We start from the raw sequence: 16,998 nt of genomic DNA, 5'->3' as shown, positions 1-16,998 counted from the left end.
GTACTATCTTTTCTTAGTTTTGCCGTATTTAAATGCCTTATTTCTATCGGCTCTGCTTTTGTATTCGCTTTTAGAGAGGAAATTTTCCTCATCCAGTTCCATATTTACTTTTTCGTAAAGGCTGCGCATGGATTTTACATCCATCTCTTCGAAAGCTCCCGGGCGTAACGATCTATGGAGTTCTACATTGCCGTAACGAATACGTCTTAGTCGGCTAACGACAAGTTCTTGAGATTCCCATAAACGGCGAACTTCACGGTTTCGTCCTTCGTTCAGAGTCACGTGATACCACTTATTAACGCCTTCGCCACCGGCAAATTTGATGGTATTAAATTTGCCTTTGCCGTCCTCTAGTTCAACACCTTTGAGTAAATTGTCGATATGCTCATCAGTCACTTCGCCCAAAATGCGCGCCGCGTACTCACGTTCTATTTCATACGAAGGGTGCATTAAACGATTCGCCAACTCGCCATCGGTGGTAAAAAGCAATAAGCCATCGGTATTGATGTCGAGGCGTCCTACCTGAATCCAGCGACCGCTACTTAACGGAGGCAAATTATCAAAAACAGTAGGTCTGCCTTCTGGATCTTTACGAGAACTTATCTCACCGTTTTTCTTGTGATATAGCAATACTTGAGGCTTGGCATTGAGCTTACTGGAAAGCTTTAATACTTGTCCGCGCAAAACGACTTTATCGGTTTCGCTAATCGCTTGACCAACCTCTGCCTTAACGCCATTTACCATTACTTCACCGGCTTTTACCCAGCGTTCTATTTCTCTGCGTGAGCCGTAGCCAGCACGTGAGAGTATCTTTTGTATTCTTTCAGTCATATTGATATGGATCATACAGAATAGGGATTCTCTGGTATACACTTAGAATCAACAGTTAGAATCAATTAATAAGCAGAATAGCATTAGTCGCATTAAGGAGAGTATATGACAACAGCAAAAAAGCCTGTAAAAGAGCCAAGCCAGAAGGCTCCTGTAAAAGCAGCAGATAAGCCAATGACAAAGGAACAAGCTACCCAGGCTTTGGTAGGGTTGACTGATTCCGATAAGGTAATGAATTCCAAAACATTTACCAAAGGCGGTGATTTGTTGAAAATTAGTTGTGCTGCTGGCGACTATCCGTATTCGGAAAAGATGAAAACCAAAGATTACGAAAAAGAAAAGCGTCTGTTGCAAGTTGAATTATTAAAGGTTCAGAAGTGGCTCAAAGAAGCGAATAAGAAGATTGTTACGATTTTTGAAGGTCGTGATGCCGCCGGTAAAGGTGGAACGATTAAACGTTTTACTGAGCATTTGAATCCTCGTATTGCGCGAGTGGTTGCTTTGGAAAAACCTACTGAGCGTGAGTTAGGCGAATGGTATTTTCAGCGTTATGTGAATCATCTGCCAACCAAAGGTGAGATGATTTTATTTGACCGATCATGGTACAACCGTGCTGGTGTTGAGATAGTGATGAATTTTTGCTCACGCCACGATCACCTTGAGTTTATGCGTCAATGTCCAATGTTTGAGCGTATGTTGGTAAATTCGGACACCATCATGTTTAAGTACTGGTTCTCGGTAACTCGTCAAGAGCAGTTAAGACGCTTCCATTCGCGCAAACATGATCCGGTTAAACAGTGGAAATTAAGCCCTGTAGATGTTGAGTCACTGGATAAATGGGATGCGTATACCGAAGCCAAGAAATCGATGTTCTTTAATACGGATACGGCAGATGCCCCTTGGATAGTGGTTAAATCAGACGATAAAAAGCGTGCCCGTCTCTCGTGTATTCGTCATTTCTTACATAATTTAGATTACGATAATAAAGATACATCGGTAGTTTATGCGCCAGATCCATTGATTGTTGGTTCTGTTGATAAAATGTACCCCGAAGATGCAGTGCTATAGATCAGTTGTCATAATAAATACCCCCTGAAAGTAGGGGGGTGGCTTAGGTTTGTTGCATAATCTACCGGTTTTAAGTCAAGGGGTTCTTTTGAACCCCTTTTTTTATTTGAGGCGTTTAAGGCTGCTCGTGTTTACTCAAACTATCTTCTAAAGAAATATTAGTTTGATGTGATTTAAGGCATAATTTTACTTTTGAAACTTCTGGTCTGATTTTGCATTTCACCCCTACCGGTAACGAAATTCATGGCAACCGCCGTGACCTTCAAAATTTACGTCATCTTTTACCTTATCTCAGTGCCTATAAGGGCAGAGCGCTTTTGGCGTTACTATGCCTGGTGATCTCTAAGGTTTCTACCGTCTCTGTGCCACTGGTACTGAAAGATATTATTGATAAATTTGACGGAAAAGAAACTCAGGTATTAGTACTTCCGGTTGCCTTACTTATTGCTTACGGTGTTTTCAGGTTGCTGACCTCATTGTTCAATGAGCTTCGTGATACGGTGTTTGCCCGAGTTCGCTATCATGCGATGCGCGAATTATCGAAACGCGTCATGCAACACCTGCATAAATTATCCTTACGTTTTCATCTACAGCGTAAAACAGGTGCTATCAGTAGAGATCTAGAGCGAGGAACTCGTTCTGTTTCTACGCTTATGAACTTTTTAGTGTTCAGTACAATTCCCATCTTTGTTGAGTTTTCACTTGTCGCTTTTATTCTTTTATCCAACTACGCAGTCATATTTGCTTTGGTAACCTTTGGTACCGTTCTTTTCTATGTGGCTTTTACCTTAATGGTGACAGAATGGCGAATGCATTATCGACATGATATGAATCGACTGGATTCACAAGCCAATACGCATGCTTTTGATAGCCTTATTAATTATGAAACGGTTAAATACTTTAATAACGAACGGTTGGAGCAGAACCGTTACGATGAAATCCTTGAGAAATGGGAAAACGTTGCGGTAAAAAGCCAATCGACCATGTCGATGCTTAATTTTGGTCAGGGCGCGATTATCGCTGTCGGTGTGACGATTATTATGTTCCTGGCTGCCAATGGTGTTGTGGAAGGTACAATGAGCATTGGTGACCTGGTAATGGTCAATGCCTTTATGTTGCAGTTGTTTATTCCTTTAAATGCCTTGGGCATTATTTATCGACAAATCAAATATACCTTAGCCGATATGGATTTGGTGTTTAAGTTACTAAAGCAAAAGCCCGAAATACAAGATGTCGAAAACGCGACTGATATCAATGTAAGCAAAGGCGAAGTCAAATTTGAAGATGTGTCTTTTGCTTATGATAAAAAAAGAGAAATTCTTCATGGTGTGAATTTCACTATTCCAGCGGGTAAGACCGTTGCAGTAGTTGGTTTTAGCGGTGGAGGTAAGTCAACTTTAGTAAGACTGTTATTTCGTTTTTACGATGTGAGTCAAGGTCGAATCCTGATAGATGGACAGGATATAAAAGAATGTACACAGGACAGTTTGCGCGAAACCATTGGTATCGTGCCTCAGGATACAGTGCTGTTTAATGAAAGTATTTTTTACAATATCCAGTATGGAAATCTAGATGCAAGCAGAGAAGAAGTCGAGAATGCGGCAAAGATGGCGCACATCTACGACTTTATAGAAGGATTACCAGATGGCTGGGATAGTGTTGTAGGGGAGAGAGGACTTAAGCTTTCTGGTGGAGAAAAACAACGTGTGGCGATTGCCAGAACCATTCTTAAGAAACCGCCTATTTTGATCTTTGATGAGGCAACCTCGTCTCTGGATTCGGCGACAGAACAGGCTATACAGAAAACCTTGGGTAAAATTTCTTCAAAGACTTCTACGCTGATTATCGCCCATCGATTATCCACTATTGTAGATGCTGATATGATACTGGTTATGGAAGCAGGGAAAATTATCGAACGTGGTTCACATCTGGTGTTGCTAGAGCAACAAGGCCGTTATTCTGAAATGTGGAATCTGCAACGAGATACTCAAGGTGAAGATAGTGACAATAATGGGTAATTTAAAATGACTGGCTATTCTCAAGCTACAATTGCTGCACCTTTGAGTTTCAAAGGCGCAGGCTTACATACGGCTAAGCGTCATAAAATCACTTTACGTCCAGCTCCAGTGAATGCGGGTATTATTTTCCGTGTTATCAAAAAGAAAGGGGCTGATATAGATATTCCCGCACATTGGCAGAATACAAAGAATCTACCATTGTGTACCTGTCTGGTTTCAGAAACAGGCGAGCAGGTTAGAACTGTAGAGCATCTAATGGCTGCGCTCTATGCCTGCGGTATTAGCAATGTCATCGTCGAGGTAGAGGGGAAGGAAATTCCCATTATGGACGGCAGTGCCAGGCCCTTCACTGAAGCTATTGATGAAGTGGGTATTGCTCAACAACATGCTCAGCAGAAAGTGTATCGGGTTACTGAAAAAGTAGAATACACTGAAGATAAACGCTATGTCAGAATCGAACCGGCAGATTCCTTACATCTGGATCTTGCTATTTCGTTGACAAATTTTGGACGACTGCATTGGAGTGGCGAAGTAACGCCAGAAACCTTCAAGCAGGAAATTGCTTCTGCAAGGACTTTTGGCCGGCTCAAAAATGGTCTGTTGGCGCAACTAACCCGTTTTCAAAAAGACCCTGTATGTCTTGGTGCAAATACTAAGACTGCTGTGGTGATTGTGAAAGATAAAGCGATCAATAAAGGTGGGCTGCGTATGGAAAATGAGTTGATCTTCCATAGAGCGCTGGATATGGTCGGAGACCTGATGCTTTCAGGTGGAATTATACAAGGTAAAATCACTGCTAATAGCCCGGCACATCGATTGAATCACGGTTTGCTTCAGGCTATTTTTGAGCAGGGGAGTTACATAGAAGTGGGTGCTGAAACAGCGCCTGAATCAAGTCTTGCAAATGCTGACGAGAATAATTTAAAGTCTTCGGGCTGATTTTCTTTCCATCCCACTAAACTTGCCGTTCATTCCTCTATCGTGTTGGATTAACCGTTAGTGATTTGAGGTGTTTTAGTTTCAAAAATTGGCTGGTATATTTCTTTCAAGTTACAGCGATGTGACTATTTTCATACACTCCATTTGAAAAAAGAATTAGGATATACCAGTTGTGGGCTAAGGGATGGCTCTAAATATTGGAAGATCAGAGATCAACCAATATCGTAAGGATTACAACAGCTGGGAGCCAAGGATGGCTCATTTTTCTTGTTGTTTTATATTTCTAAAGAAAGAGAGTGGAGTCGGCTGATCATCTTCGCTAGCCATTTTGTACTTTGCTATTTCAATAGTCGTGTTATCTTTGGTTTCTTTAAGCGGAGATTGAGGAGCTTCTACAGACAGTAACTCTTCAGATATAAATTCTCCAGCATCTTCACTGATGTCACTATCGACTTTGCTTTCTAAGCTTTCTAGCTCTACATCTTGTGGTAGGCTCTGCTGTTCTTTGATGGCAATCGCATGTTCAACTTTGTTGGCCGTCTTTTTAATGTCGCTCTCGATTTCTTTGAGCTCGTCTAGCATGTAACGCGTTTCTTCCACTTTGTTGTGGATATCATCAAACATATTTTGTGTAGAATCTAAGGTGTTTGAGATTTTAACAATTTTAGAATAATCGAGGCTTTCAAGATGTTTCATGGTTTGAGCGCTGATTCCATGGCTTTGCTGCTCATGTCTTCTCATTGTCTCTACGTGCTTACGACTTTCATCTATATTCGCATTAAGCTCTTGTCGAGCTAAATCGGCTACCTGGAAGCTCGTATCAAATTGCTCGTAAGCTTGCTCTTCGAAAGTGTTTAATTTGTCATTGTAATTTTTAAGCGACTTCTCAGCTTCTTTTTGATATTTCAAAAGCGTATCAATTAATTTTTGAGATTCTTTCAGGGTCTGTTTTAAATTAGAGTTAACCTGATCAGAGATTTCAGAATTACTATCTAAAGCAGTGCTTTGTTCATTGTGCTTGTTTAGGAAGTCCTGCAATAATTCTTGAGAAAGTTTCTTCTGGTGATGGATCTTACCTAAATCATTATCGACAGTAATCAGGTTCTTATCCAACCTTTCCTGCACTTGTCCAATGATCTCTACGGTGCTTTTCAGTTGGTCATCCCAGTACGATTGAATATCGTCCATGCGATTACTCACATGATCGGTAACTTCAAGAAGTTCTTTTTCCTGAGCTTTAACTTTCTCAGACGTTGAAGCAATACTTTGGGTGTATTGCAGATTTTCTTCGCGCTGTGTACTTATTTCTGTGGCTTGAGACCGTATTTCATGAACTAGTTTGGTTGATTCTTTTTCTTGTTCTCTGATGGTTGTGGCAGCGGAGGTGATATTTTCCTTGTCCTGTTCTGCTTCAATTCTTATTTCTTTGATGATTTTCTTTTCTTTTTTGGCTAACCATCTGCCCAAAAAGAGTACTAATACTGAAATGATCAGCGCTGCAGCAACTATGCCCGCGACAACGAGTTCGATGATGTGAGTTAGTTGAGTGGTTGCTTCATTGACAGAGGCGAGAGATGGAGATTGCGTTACTGCTTCGGTGGTTGCTTCTGTATTTTGTAGGTATTCCTGTAAACCAACGGCGCTCGCATTGAAAACCATAAAAATAATAGCCAGACAAGCCAAGCTCTGGATAGCGCTCTTCTTCATACTCACTTCCCTTGTGTTTTTAGCCTCAGAGGAATGCTTTTGACGTATTATGAAATTCTTGGGTTTGTGTAGTCAGCATTCATCGGTGCAACTGTTTCAACCATACTACAACAAAAATGCCTAATTATTAATCTTAAATTAAGCATTTTTGTGTAGTTACGCTCAGGAATGCTTGGATGGATCTACTTTTAGGGAAAGCAGGCGCTTCTGATAACGAGATTGTACGATTTCTACAATCACCATAACAAAAATTATGAGATAGAAAGTCGCTTTACTCATTGGTGTGATTTCGGTATCAAATAGCTTAAGGTGGGCATCGTGTGCCCCTTCTGATAGCAACATTGCTCCGACTAAAAACAGTATGAATAAACCTACAACTTCGTACATTCTGTTCTTCTTCAAAAATTCGGTTACTTTATCAGCGAGTACAATCATCATAATTCCACCGATTACAATAGCAGTTGCCATGATGACGAAGTTTTTTGTGAGTGCCATAGCGCTCAATATAGAATCGAAAGAGAAAATTGCATTCATAATAACAATTGAAAACAGAACCATTGCTACAGATGCAGGCTTACGTTCTTTATTGGCATCTTCTTCAAGCATCATCATGTGAGTAATTTCTTTAAGCGCGGTGTAGATTAAGAATACGCCACCTATCAAAACGACAATGCTTTTGAGATTGAATGTTCCTTGAATAACCCCTTTGATATCCAAAGAAAATAATTCATTAGTAAATAGGCTGAGGACTTTTAATAACGCAAACAGTAGGACAATACGTAGTAAAACGGCGAGTCCGATACCCCATTTACGTACTTTTGACTGTTTAGATTTTTCTACTCGTTGTGACTCTAGTGAAATATACAAAAGGTTGTCGAAACCCAGAACAGCTTGGAGCATGACAAGCATGCCTAGCGTAAATAAGTTTTCTAGTGTGAAAAGCCCTTCCATTTTAAATCTCCGTATTTTGTGTAAAGGTTTTTATTCCTTTAACTTTATTTTTAATTGACCCTCGGCAACCGATATATTTTCAACGCCATCTGCAAAAGACTTCCAGAAACCTTCATCGCCACCAAATTCTTTGACGAGGTCAACATTCTTTAAATTTCCTAACCAGGCGTTAGGTACGGGGACTCCCCAAACACTTACGCCTTTTAAGATGACAATTGGTCGTCCATTAGCGTAAGCAAGTTCAGCGCCAGCCTTTAATTTTAGTGTTTTTCCGCCCAAAAAAGGAAAATCAGGGTCTAATGGGATAAGCATTTTAGCGCTGGCAAGGTTGTCGGCTAGGTCGATAGCTATTTTTTCAGCCAGATCTGTATTCTTTGCCAGCATGGCGTTGAGTTCTTTTTCCGTAAAGAAAATCTCTCGTTTGCTCGGGTCTTCAGAATAAGGTTCTGGTGTTAAATCATCAGCGCTGTCTTGGGTAGTATCCGAAGGAAGCGTTGGTAAGCCAAATTGCTTGAGTTTTTGATTTAATGTAGATTCTTCTTTTTTGCTTAGTTCTACGGGTTCTAGCTTCTTTTGGGTTAAATAGTTGATCACAAAAATCGTAGCTACGATAGAGATGATGATGGTGACAAGCATGATGCCAATAGTTTTGAGACAGCCGCCATTTTTCCTCTCTGGCTGTTGAAGTGAGGATTCGTTAATACTCATAAGTTTGATTTTTATCTAGGAAAGAGAGTTCGTAAAGAATTAGCATGCATAATACAGGTATAATGCAGTTTCTGACAAGATCAACACAAAGCAACTCGACCACGACTCCTAATTTCACTAAACTCCCCCGCTATGACGCTTGAAGTTAAAAAATTAACCTGCACCCGAGGTGATCGAGAGTTGTTCTGCAACCTGTCGTTTACTTTAAAAGCTAAGCAATTGATGTACTTAGAGGGTGCTAATGGTAGTGGTAAAACCACCTTGTTAAGAACGCTTTGCGGTTTGTATCTGGCAGATGAAGGCGAGATATTGTGGGATGGTATTGCTATTAAAAAGCAAGATGAGGCGTATCGTAAGGACTTGCTTTATCTAGGTCATCAGAATGGCATTAAAGCAGATTTAACTGCTTATGAAAATTTGAAACTCAACTGTCGAATGGCTGGGATTAGTGCGTCTAAAGATCAGTTAATAGAAGCGCTTGATACTATTGGCTTGTTCGCCTTTGAAGATTTTCCTGTAAGAACGCTTTCTCAGGGGCAAAAGCGCAGAGTAGCGCTAGCAAAGCTTTTGCTGAGTAATGCAAAATTATGGATTTTAGATGAGCCTTTTGTCGCATTAGACACTGCGGCGGTTGAACAGTTACAAAGTATTATAGGAAAACACGTTGAAAGTGGGGGGGTGGTAATATTAACTACGCATCAGGAAGTGCCACTGACTTCAGGTGAGCTAGTGAGAGTGTCTTTGAATAGGAGCAGAGCTGACTATGTTTAGCGCTTTCTTGCTCATCTTAAAGCGTGATTTACTGTTGGCAATGCGTCGTCGCAGCGAAATTTTCACTGTGCTGTTTTTTTTCATAGTAGTGATAAGTTTATTCCCATTAGGAATCAGTACCGAAGATCAGCTGTTAAAGCAGATTGCGCCAGGCGTGGTGTGGGTTGCTGCTCTTTTAGCATCGACATTAGCGCTTGATAGATTGTTTTCTGATGATTACGAAGATGGGACATTAGAGCAAATGACTCTAGCCCCGGTTTCATTGCCGATTGTTGTATTGGCAAAAATTATTGCTCATTGGCTTTTGACTGGTCTTCCTCTGGTACTTATTTCACCGTTAGTAGGCTTGTTTTACCATTTGCCCTTTGAATCCATAAAAGTGATGATGCTTGTTTTATTATTAGGTACACCAGTATTAAGCATGCTGGGAGCAATTGCAGCTGCGCTTACGTTAGGTTTGCGCGGTGGCGGTGTGTTGGTCTCGTTACTGGTATTGCCTTTATATATACCTGTATTGGTATATGGTGCTGGTGCTATTTCAACTAGTATGGTTGAAGGTTTAAGTATCCAACCCTATGTTTTATTACTATCTGCTTTTATGTTACTGGCGATTATTTTCTCGCCATGGGCTACAGCAGCAGCAATAAAGATATCAATAGAGTGATCTAGTCATATTATTGCACAGGATACTATTGCTAGAGATAGTACTGGAAAAGATAGTACTGGAAAAGATAGTACTGGAAAAGATAGTACTGCTAGATTGCTAAGTAGATTATCAAATCCAACTGCTTGTTAGTTTCATTGACCCTAGTCAAAAACAGGCTAAAAGGTGGGGGGTGTATATAGCCAACTACAGCTATGATGTAATGAGTATATGGGTGTTTAATAAATTTGTGTGTAACTACATGAAATGTATCAAGGTAGAAGTTACGATTTAATATGAAAATAAACTGGTTTAAATATTCTGCACCTATGAATTTTTACCCTCTGGCGGGTAAGTTAATTCCTATATTCTGGATTGCGGCAATCCTTTTTATAACGCTTGGCTTGTACTGGGGCTTTTTTAAAACAGCAGATGTGCTGAGCGACCAGAAACAATATTACCGGATTATTTATGTGCACGTTGCCTCTGCGTGGATGGCTATGTGGCTGTATGCGGTTATGGTGGCGTGGGCGATGATTGGTTTAGTCTTCAATACGCGTTTATCTTTTATGATGGCCTCCGCTACTGCAATAACTGGGACAGTTATGACCGTTATCGCATTAGCTACCGGCGCCATCTGGGGCAAAACAAGTTGGGGGACATGGTGGGATTGGGATCCTAAATTAACCAGCTTTTTGATACTGTTATTTGTTTACATCGGCTATATCGCATTACAGTCTGCTATTGATGATGTTCGCCGATCAGATAAGGCATCTGCTCTTCTGGCTTTGGTTGGTTTAGCATTGGTTCCTATTATTTATTATGCGGTGAATTGTCCAGACCCTAATGAGTGCGCATCACTGCATCAAGAATCTTCATTGGAGCGAGTTGAGTCGAATATTTTGATCGCGATGTTCGTAACGACGTTTGGTTTTTGGATGTATAGTTTCGCGACTATTTTGATGAGAGTAAGAATAATTATACTTGAGCGGGAACGAAAAACGTCTTGGGTGTCAAAGCTTAAAGAATTTAACGGTTAAAAATGTACTGCTTTAGGAAGCTGTTAGATCAAAGCGCTGCGAGGAGTTGTAAATGAATGAGTTTTTTCACATGGGTGGATTTGGTGCTTACATCTGGAGCGCCATGGGTGTTGCGGCACTTTTGATGGTGCTAGAACCAATGACACTAATGTACAGAAGACGTGCAGTAATTGCCCAAATAAAACGAACTAAACGTCTAGAAGAAAGACGAACAAATAACCAAAAGAATTAGAGATTGATATGAAACCAAGACATAAACGACTTGCATTTGTACTGCTGGCTTTGATCAGTGTTGGTGCCGCTTCTGCATTAATCAGTAAAGCTATGAAAGGTAATCTGGCTTACCTGCATAGCCCGGAAGAAGTATTAAATGGCGTTGTACCAACCGGTCAGGTTTTTCGTTTGGGAGGCTTGGTAAAAGAAGGTAGTTTAGAAAGAAGTGACTCTAAGTTAGAAGCACGCTTTATCGTAAGGGATAACCGTGATCATGAGATTACCGTTGTAACCAACAAAATACTCCCTGACTTGTTTAAAGAAGGTAAAAGCCAGGTATCCAGGGGCAAGATGGGTGAAGATGGTTTGTTCTATGCGGATGAAGTACTCGCCAAACATGACTCTGAATATATGCCTCAGGAACTTAAAGATACCTTAGAAAAAGAGCATACCGTTAATGCATCAGAAGGAACCAAGTAATGATTCCTGAAATTGGACACTTTGCACTTATATTGGCGCTGTCTGTTGCTGTAGTTCAAGGCATATTCCCCATGTGGGGGTCTTTAACAGGCAAGTCACAATGGGTGGCGTTAGCAAAACCAGCGGCATTCGCTCAATTGTTTTTTATGTTGATATCATTCTTCTGTCTGCTTTATGCCTTTTTGACGAATGATTTTTCAGTAAAGTACGTTGCTACCAATTCAAATTCGCAAATGCCGACGATATTCAGGGTATCGGCGTTATGGGGAGCACACGAAGGTTCGTTATTACTTTGGGCATTAGTGCTTTCTGCTTGGGGCGCAGCAGTTGCTTACTTTAGTAAAGGCATCCCTGCGATCATGCTGTCTCGTGTGTTAAGTGTAATGGGCTTAATAGGCGTAGGTTTCATGCTATTTGTGATCATTACTTCAAACCCTTTCGAACGTTTATTACAAATTCCGGCAGAAGGACGACAGCTAAATCCATTACTTCAGGATATTGGATTGGCGATTCATCCGCCTATGCTTTACATGGGTTATGTTGGGCTTTCCGTAGCATTTTCCTTTGCTATGGCGGCAATGATTGGTGGGAAACTGGATGCAGCATGGGCTCGCTGGGCAAGACCATGGACAAACATCGCATGGATGTTTTTAACTTTTGGTATCACATTAGGTAGTTGGTGGGCGTATTACGAACTCGGCTGGGGCGGCTGGTGGTTTTGGGATCCGGTAGAAAACGCTTCTTTAATGCCATGGATTATTGCGACAGCCTTGATTCACTCATTGGCTGTAACTGAGAAAAGAGCAAGTTTCAAAGCGTGGACAGTTCTACTTTGTATCATGGGCTTTTCATTAAGTTTATTAGGTACTTTCCTGGTCCGTTCAGGAGTCCTCACATCTGTTCATTCGTTCGCAAGTGACCCAGAGCGTGGCTTGTTTATATTGATTTTCTTGTTGGTGGTTATTGGATCTTCTTTACTACTTTTCGCATTCCGCGCGCACAAACTGAAATCAATGGGAACCTTCTCTGTTATCTCGCGTGAAGCGGGGTTGTTGGTTAACAATGTGATCCTTGTTGTAATGACTGCAACCGTGCTACTAGGAACATTATATCCGTTAATTATTGATGCTTTAGGATCAGGGAAAATCTCTGTAGGACCCCCATACTTTAACAGCGTCATGGTCCCACTCTCTATTATATTGTTCCTTGTAATGGGTACGGGTTTTTACCTTCGCTGGAAGAAAGATGACCCTGTTCGCATTCTTAAAAAAGTAATGGTTCCTTTGCTTATAAGCCTAGTGGCAGCTTTTGTTTTGCCATTGGTTACGGTGTCTGACTTTAATTTCAAAACTTCGCTTGGTTTGTTTGTAGGAAGTTGGATTTCTCTAGCGGCGATTATGTGGGTCATTGGTTTAGGGCGTTCGCCATTTAAACTACCTTTATCTAGCTGGGGTTCAGTGATTGCGCACATTGGTATGGCGATGACTGTTATTGGCGTTACGCTAGTGTCAATTTATGATACTGAAAAAGATGTGCGTCTTGAAGTAGGACAAAGTTATGAGCTCGCTGGTTACCAATTTATATTTAATGGTGTCGAATCGGTTCAGGTAGATAATTACCGCGCTAATAGAGCGAGTATGGATGTGATGAAAGACGGCAAGCTCGTTACTCATGTTAACCCGGAGAAACGAGACTACGGGCGAGATCAAATGCCAATGACAGAAGCAGGAATCGATGCAGGGTTTACGCGCGATTTATTTGTCGCATTGGGAGAACCTTTAGGTAACAACGCATGGAGCTTCCGTATATATCATAAACCCTTTGTTAGATGGATTTGGATGGGGGGCGTTTTGATGGGTATTGGTGGATTGTTAGCGGCTTTCGATAAGCGTTACCGCCGTGTAAGAAAAGTAAAAATAGTCGACGAATATGATGCTGATATGGAAGGTTCTGCGTTATCGACAGCATCTTCTAAAACGACAGGTGTTACTGCATGAATAAGAAGTTTTTCATTCCACTGATTGCGTTTTTTGCATTAGTGGGTTTATTGCTTTTTGGTTTAAATAATGACCCTAAGTTAATTCCTTCACCATTTATAGGGCAGCCAGCGCCTGATTTTAAATTACCTAAACTTTACAAGCCTGATGAAACTGTATCAGCAAAAGATATGGAAGGAGAAGTTTGGATATTGAATATCTGGGCATCATGGTGTGCTCCATGCAGGGCAGAGCATAAGGTTTTGACAAGCTTGATCGCGAAAGAAAAAGTCCCAACCATAGGCATGAACTATAAGGATTACGGGACTGAAGATTACGGTGATGAAGCTGTGAAGTGGCTTGCTACGCTGGGTAATCCGTATACCGCGGTTGCCGTTGATGCCGAAGGCAAGGCAGGCATTGATTGGGGGGTTGTAGGGGTTCCAGAGACATTCGTTATGGATAAAAAAGGAATTGTTCGTTATAAATTTACCGGTCCAATTTATCCAGAAGCTGTGGACGACATAATAATTCCATTAATTGATAAATTAAGGAAGGAAGCAGGATGAGGCACTTTTTCAATTCATTAGCTTTTTCTTTTTTGTTTATAGGTTTCTCAGCATTTGCTGTTCAGATTGAATTTCATCAATTTGAAAATAAAGCTCAAGAGCAACTCTATCTAAACCTTATTGCGGAGTTACGTTGTGTTAAATGTCAGAATCAGAATCTAGCAGAATCAAATGCGGAACTTGCTAAGGATATGAGAGATAAAACCTATGAGATGATCAAACAAGGTAAAACCCGCGAAGATGTGGTTAATTATATGACAGCTCGTTATGGTGATTTTGTTTTATACAAACCTCCTTTTAAAAGTAAAACATTATTACTTTGGATAGGTCCGCCAGTGTTTTTAATTCTAAGTTTGTTTCTATTATTAAAACTCATACGTAAACAAGGTCATGAGAAATCTGAACCATTAACTGAAGCACAGCGTGAATCAGTTCGTGCAGCATTGGATTCTAAGCGACTTAAAACTAAGTCAAACTAACCACACAACCAAGGTAATAAAGTTTAATGTTCTGGATAATCTGTGCGATTTTAGTGTTAATCGCTATCGCTTTTATTTTTCCTGCATTGCGTAAGCGCAATATTGATCAGGACGAAAGTAGTCAACAAAATATTTTAATTGCTCAAGAGCAATTAGCTGATTTAGAAACCCGTTTTGAAAATAGTGAGATAGATGAAGAAAGCTATCAGTCATCAAGAGACGAGTTAGAGCAATCTCTCTATTCGGACTTAAATGTAAGCGGCGTTATAAAAACTAACAACAATCAAAAAGCATCATCCAAATTCGGTATGGCGCTTATTCTATTGTTAATCCCAGTGATCTCCTTTCCTATCTACTACAAGACTGGAAATATGGTTTTTACCAAAAATGTGGATGCGATAGAGGCGGCTAAAATTGAAAGAAACAAAGCTGTTCCTAAAAAGCCAGACGGAACTCCTGATATCGAAGCGATGGTAGCGGGTCTTCAGCAGAAGATGGATAACAATCCAGATAATGCCGAAGGCTGGTATATGTTAGGTCGCTCCTATATGGTTCTTGAGAAATACCCTGAAGCAGCAAAGTCTTTTGAACGAGCCAACAAGCTGATTCCGGACTCTGCTAATGTCATGTTGTCGCTTGCTGATTCCTTATCTATGGCGCAACAAGGTAGTTTACTGGGAAGACCAGGTGCATTGATCAATGAAGCGCTTAAATTAGAACCAGAAAATGTTACGGCTTTATGGCTTTCAGGTATGGCTGCTCGACAAAGCGGTGATTATCAAGGTGCGATCTCTATTTGGAATAGAGTATTGCCTTTAATTCAGAATGTTCCACAGCAGGTTTCACAACTTGAAGGATTAATTTCAGAAGCGCGCAGTAAGTTACCCGCAGAAATGCAAAATACTCAAGCACAACCTGTAACTCCTTCTGCAACTGAAGCAGCAAATGAGGCAATAGATGAGACAGCGAAATCTGATACTGTTAAGCCTGAGGCAGAAATAAAGGTGATGGTTTCGCTCTCTGAAGATCTCAAGTCTAAGGCAGCTCCTGATGATTTGGTGTTTATTTACGCTAAAGCCATGAGTGGTCCGCCTATGCCTTTAGCTGCTGTGCGTAAACAAGTTAAGGACTTACCTTTAGAGGTTGTTTTGAATGATGAAATGGCGATGATGCCTAGTTTGAAAATGTCTTCGTTTGATAAAGTAATCGTTGGTGCCAGAGTGTCAAAAACAGGCCAGCCTATTTCTCAAAATGGCGATTTATATGCCGAGAAGCGCTCTATCAAGAATGGAGAAAATATTTCTATTGAGATTAACGAGGTCTTGGTTAAATAAACGTAATGGTTTAATTAGCCTGAAGATTTAGCTGGCTTGCGCTCTGTATCTTTTCGTTGTTCTTGAGTAATTCATTAACTTCAGATTGTGTTTTTTCCTGAGAGCTGAGAACAGGTTTTTCTTTTGCTGCTTTATCTGCGTTCATGGCAGCAATAATGGCATCTACGGCTGAAGTATTAGCTTTTTCAGGTTCTTTGTTGCTATTTGTTTCTTCTTCATTAGCTGGTTTGCTATCTTGAGCTTTAACGCTTTGCAGAAAGTCTTTGCTGGCTATTTTATTTTGCTCATAGTTGTTTGCTGCATTTAAATAAGCCTGGTCAGTCTTATTGGGTGTAGTAGTACTTTTGACTAAAGCTGATAAGGAGTCTTTGACGCTCTTCTTTTCAATAATTACGTCGGCAATTGTTTCTTCTATTTTTGCTTTTTTTACTTCTTGCTCTTTTTTCTGTTCTTTTATAGCCGCGGTAATGGCATCTATCTGGACTTCTTGTGATTTTGCAATAGTGCTGTTTTCAGTCTCATTTTCCTTAGTTGACTGTTGAATTTCACTGCTTTCTTCTCTGGTCGTTTTGCTGTCTATTTTTAGAGCTACGACTTCTTTTGTAATAACTTGAGGCGTTGAAATCACTTCTTGAGTGGCTGTTTCTGTGTTTTTTATTTCGTTTTCAATAGCAGCGATAGCGTTATTAACGGAATCCGATGACTCTGGGTTATTTGCAGTTTCGCTGAGTGTTTCCTGGTTATTTTGCACTTTACTGAGTTCATTGATTATTGACTCAGTGCTTTGACGCTGGGTCTGGCTGCTTATTGGTTCAACTGTTTCAGATTCAAATACAACATCTTCAGGTAGTTCGTTATCTGTATTGTCTGCCGTATCCTGAATTTCTTCAATAATTTCACTGACTAGTTTTTGAGAGCTCTTTGTATCTTCGGTATTTAAATCGTTACTGACAGTTGTTGAGTTATTTGTAGCGCTATTTGCAGATTCAAGTTCTGACGCAGGGGCGTTTTCAGAAGCAGTGATATTGATTTCATTTGGACTAGTCTGCTCTGTCAAACTGACGATATTAGTATTCACAACCTCTGATTTGAAGTTTTGAAAATAAGCAATAACATCACTGGTGGAGATATGTTTGTACACAAAACCATAGGTAAAAACAGAGGCCAATAAAGCTACCCACAGATATCCCAAAACCCCCAGAAACCTGAAGTTTTTCTTTTTAACAGGTTCAGGTTGAACATATTCAATTTTATAGCGGCTTTCAGTCATT

At 40.5% G+C, this 16,998-nt stretch carries 17 protein-coding genes; 12 read left to right on the top strand and 5 right to left on the bottom strand.

The features are described from left to right. Positions 1–3: 3 nt before the first annotated feature. A complete protein-coding gene (gene rluB / locus EV695_RS18120; protein ID WP_131907421.1) occupies positions 4–831 on the bottom strand; it encodes a 23S rRNA pseudouridine(2605) synthase RluB in 828 nt (275 codons plus the stop codon). Positions 832–1,143: 312 nt separating this feature from the next. Here rluB and ppk2 point away from each other — a divergent pair, with 312 nt between their 5' ends. The 3 genes from ppk2 to lpxC all read left to right on the top strand — a co-directional run bounded on the left by ppk2 (position 1,144) and on the right by lpxC (position 4,856). Then, positions 1,144–1,899, top strand: a complete 756-nt coding sequence (ppk2, locus tag EV695_RS18115; RefSeq protein ID WP_243651742.1) for a polyphosphate kinase 2 — start codon at positions 1,144–1,146, stop codon at positions 1,897–1,899. Between the two features lie 212 nt (positions 1,900–2,111). Beyond that, positions 2,112–3,917 (top strand): ABCB family ABC transporter ATP-binding protein/permease, encoded by a 1,806-nt coding sequence (locus EV695_RS18110; protein ID WP_131907420.1) that lies wholly within the window; start codon positions 2,112–2,114, stop codon positions 3,915–3,917. Positions 3,918–3,923: 6 nt separating this feature from the next. Next, positions 3,924–4,856 carry a UDP-3-O-acyl-N-acetylglucosamine deacetylase gene (lpxC, locus tag EV695_RS18105; RefSeq protein WP_131907419.1) on the top strand — a complete coding sequence of 311 codons (933 nt, stop codon included), beginning with the start codon at positions 3,924–3,926 and terminating at the stop codon, positions 4,854–4,856. A 258-nt stretch (positions 4,857–5,114) separates the two neighbouring features. Here lpxC and EV695_RS18100 read toward each other — a convergent pair whose 3' ends face one another. The 3 genes from EV695_RS18100 to EV695_RS18090 all read right to left on the bottom strand — a co-directional run bounded on the left by EV695_RS18100 (position 5,115) and on the right by EV695_RS18090 (position 8,222). Beyond that, entirely contained in the window at positions 5,115–6,563 is a 1,449-nt protein-coding gene (locus EV695_RS18100) for a hypothetical protein (RefSeq protein WP_131907418.1), read from the bottom strand. A 162-nt stretch (positions 6,564–6,725) separates the two neighbouring features. Next, positions 6,726–7,514, bottom strand: a complete 789-nt coding sequence (locus tag EV695_RS18095) for a TerC family protein (RefSeq protein WP_131907417.1) — start codon at positions 7,512–7,514, stop codon at positions 6,726–6,728. A gap of 30 nt (positions 7,515–7,544) precedes the next feature. Beyond that, a complete protein-coding gene (locus EV695_RS18090) occupies positions 7,545–8,222 on the bottom strand; it encodes an arginine N-succinyltransferase (protein WP_131907416.1) in 678 nt (225 codons plus the stop codon). Between the two features lie 132 nt (positions 8,223–8,354). Here EV695_RS18090 and ccmA point away from each other — a divergent pair, with 132 nt between their 5' ends. From ccmA to ccmI, 9 genes are all read left to right on the top strand, one after another. Next, the gene (ccmA, locus tag EV695_RS18085) at positions 8,355–8,993 is read left to right on the top strand and encodes a cytochrome c biogenesis heme-transporting ATPase CcmA (RefSeq protein WP_131907415.1); all 639 of its coding nucleotides are present in this window, start codon (positions 8,355–8,357) and stop codon (positions 8,991–8,993) included. Continuing rightward, positions 8,986–9,657 carry a heme exporter protein CcmB gene (gene ccmB / locus EV695_RS18080; protein WP_131907414.1) on the top strand — a complete coding sequence of 224 codons (672 nt, stop codon included), beginning with the start codon at positions 8,986–8,988 and terminating at the stop codon, positions 9,655–9,657. The genes ccmA and ccmB overlap by 8 nt, the downstream gene beginning before the upstream one ends. A gap of 275 nt (positions 9,658–9,932) precedes the next feature. Beyond that, positions 9,933–10,676, top strand: a complete 744-nt coding sequence (ccsA, locus tag EV695_RS18075; RefSeq protein WP_131907413.1) for a cytochrome c biogenesis protein CcsA — start codon at positions 9,933–9,935, stop codon at positions 10,674–10,676. 52 nt (positions 10,677–10,728) lie between these two features. Beyond that, on the top strand, positions 10,729–10,908 hold the full coding sequence (gene ccmD, locus EV695_RS18070) for a heme exporter protein CcmD (RefSeq protein ID WP_131907412.1): 180 nt from the start codon (positions 10,729–10,731) through the stop codon (positions 10,906–10,908). A gap of 8 nt (positions 10,909–10,916) precedes the next feature. Then, positions 10,917–11,369 carry a cytochrome c maturation protein CcmE gene (locus EV695_RS18065; protein WP_131907411.1) on the top strand — a complete coding sequence of 151 codons (453 nt, stop codon included), beginning with the start codon at positions 10,917–10,919 and terminating at the stop codon, positions 11,367–11,369. Beyond that, positions 11,369–13,366: a heme lyase CcmF/NrfE family subunit gene (locus EV695_RS18060; RefSeq protein WP_131907410.1), complete on the top strand. Its 1,998-nt coding sequence runs from the start codon at positions 11,369–11,371 to the stop codon at positions 13,364–13,366. The genes EV695_RS18065 and EV695_RS18060 overlap by 1 nt, the downstream gene beginning before the upstream one ends. Then, positions 13,363–13,914, top strand: a complete 552-nt coding sequence (locus EV695_RS18055; protein WP_131907409.1) for a DsbE family thiol:disulfide interchange protein — start codon at positions 13,363–13,365, stop codon at positions 13,912–13,914. The genes EV695_RS18060 and EV695_RS18055 overlap by 4 nt, the downstream gene beginning before the upstream one ends. After that, positions 13,911–14,393, top strand: coding sequence for a cytochrome c-type biogenesis protein (locus EV695_RS18050; protein WP_131907408.1), 483 nt, complete (start codon positions 13,911–13,913; stop codon positions 14,391–14,393). Before EV695_RS18055 ends, EV695_RS18050 begins: the two co-directional genes overlap by 4 nt. 26 nt (positions 14,394–14,419) lie before the next feature. Beyond that, on the top strand, positions 14,420–15,727 hold the full coding sequence (gene ccmI / locus EV695_RS18045) for a c-type cytochrome biogenesis protein CcmI (protein WP_131907407.1): 1,308 nt from the start codon (positions 14,420–14,422) through the stop codon (positions 15,725–15,727). 10 nt (positions 15,728–15,737) lie between these two features. Here the strand turns inward: ccmI and EV695_RS18040 are convergent, their stop codons facing one another. Then, positions 15,738–16,997 (bottom strand): hypothetical protein, encoded by a 1,260-nt coding sequence (locus EV695_RS18040; protein ID WP_131907406.1) that lies wholly within the window; start codon positions 16,995–16,997, stop codon positions 15,738–15,740. Position 16,998: the final 1 nt, after the last annotated feature.

Source organism: Cocleimonas flava, from assembly GCF_004339015.1.
GTDB classification, from domain to species: domain Bacteria; phylum Pseudomonadota; class Gammaproteobacteria; order Thiotrichales; family Thiotrichaceae; genus Cocleimonas; species Cocleimonas flava.
This window is presented reverse-complemented; position numbering and strand designations above follow the sequence as displayed.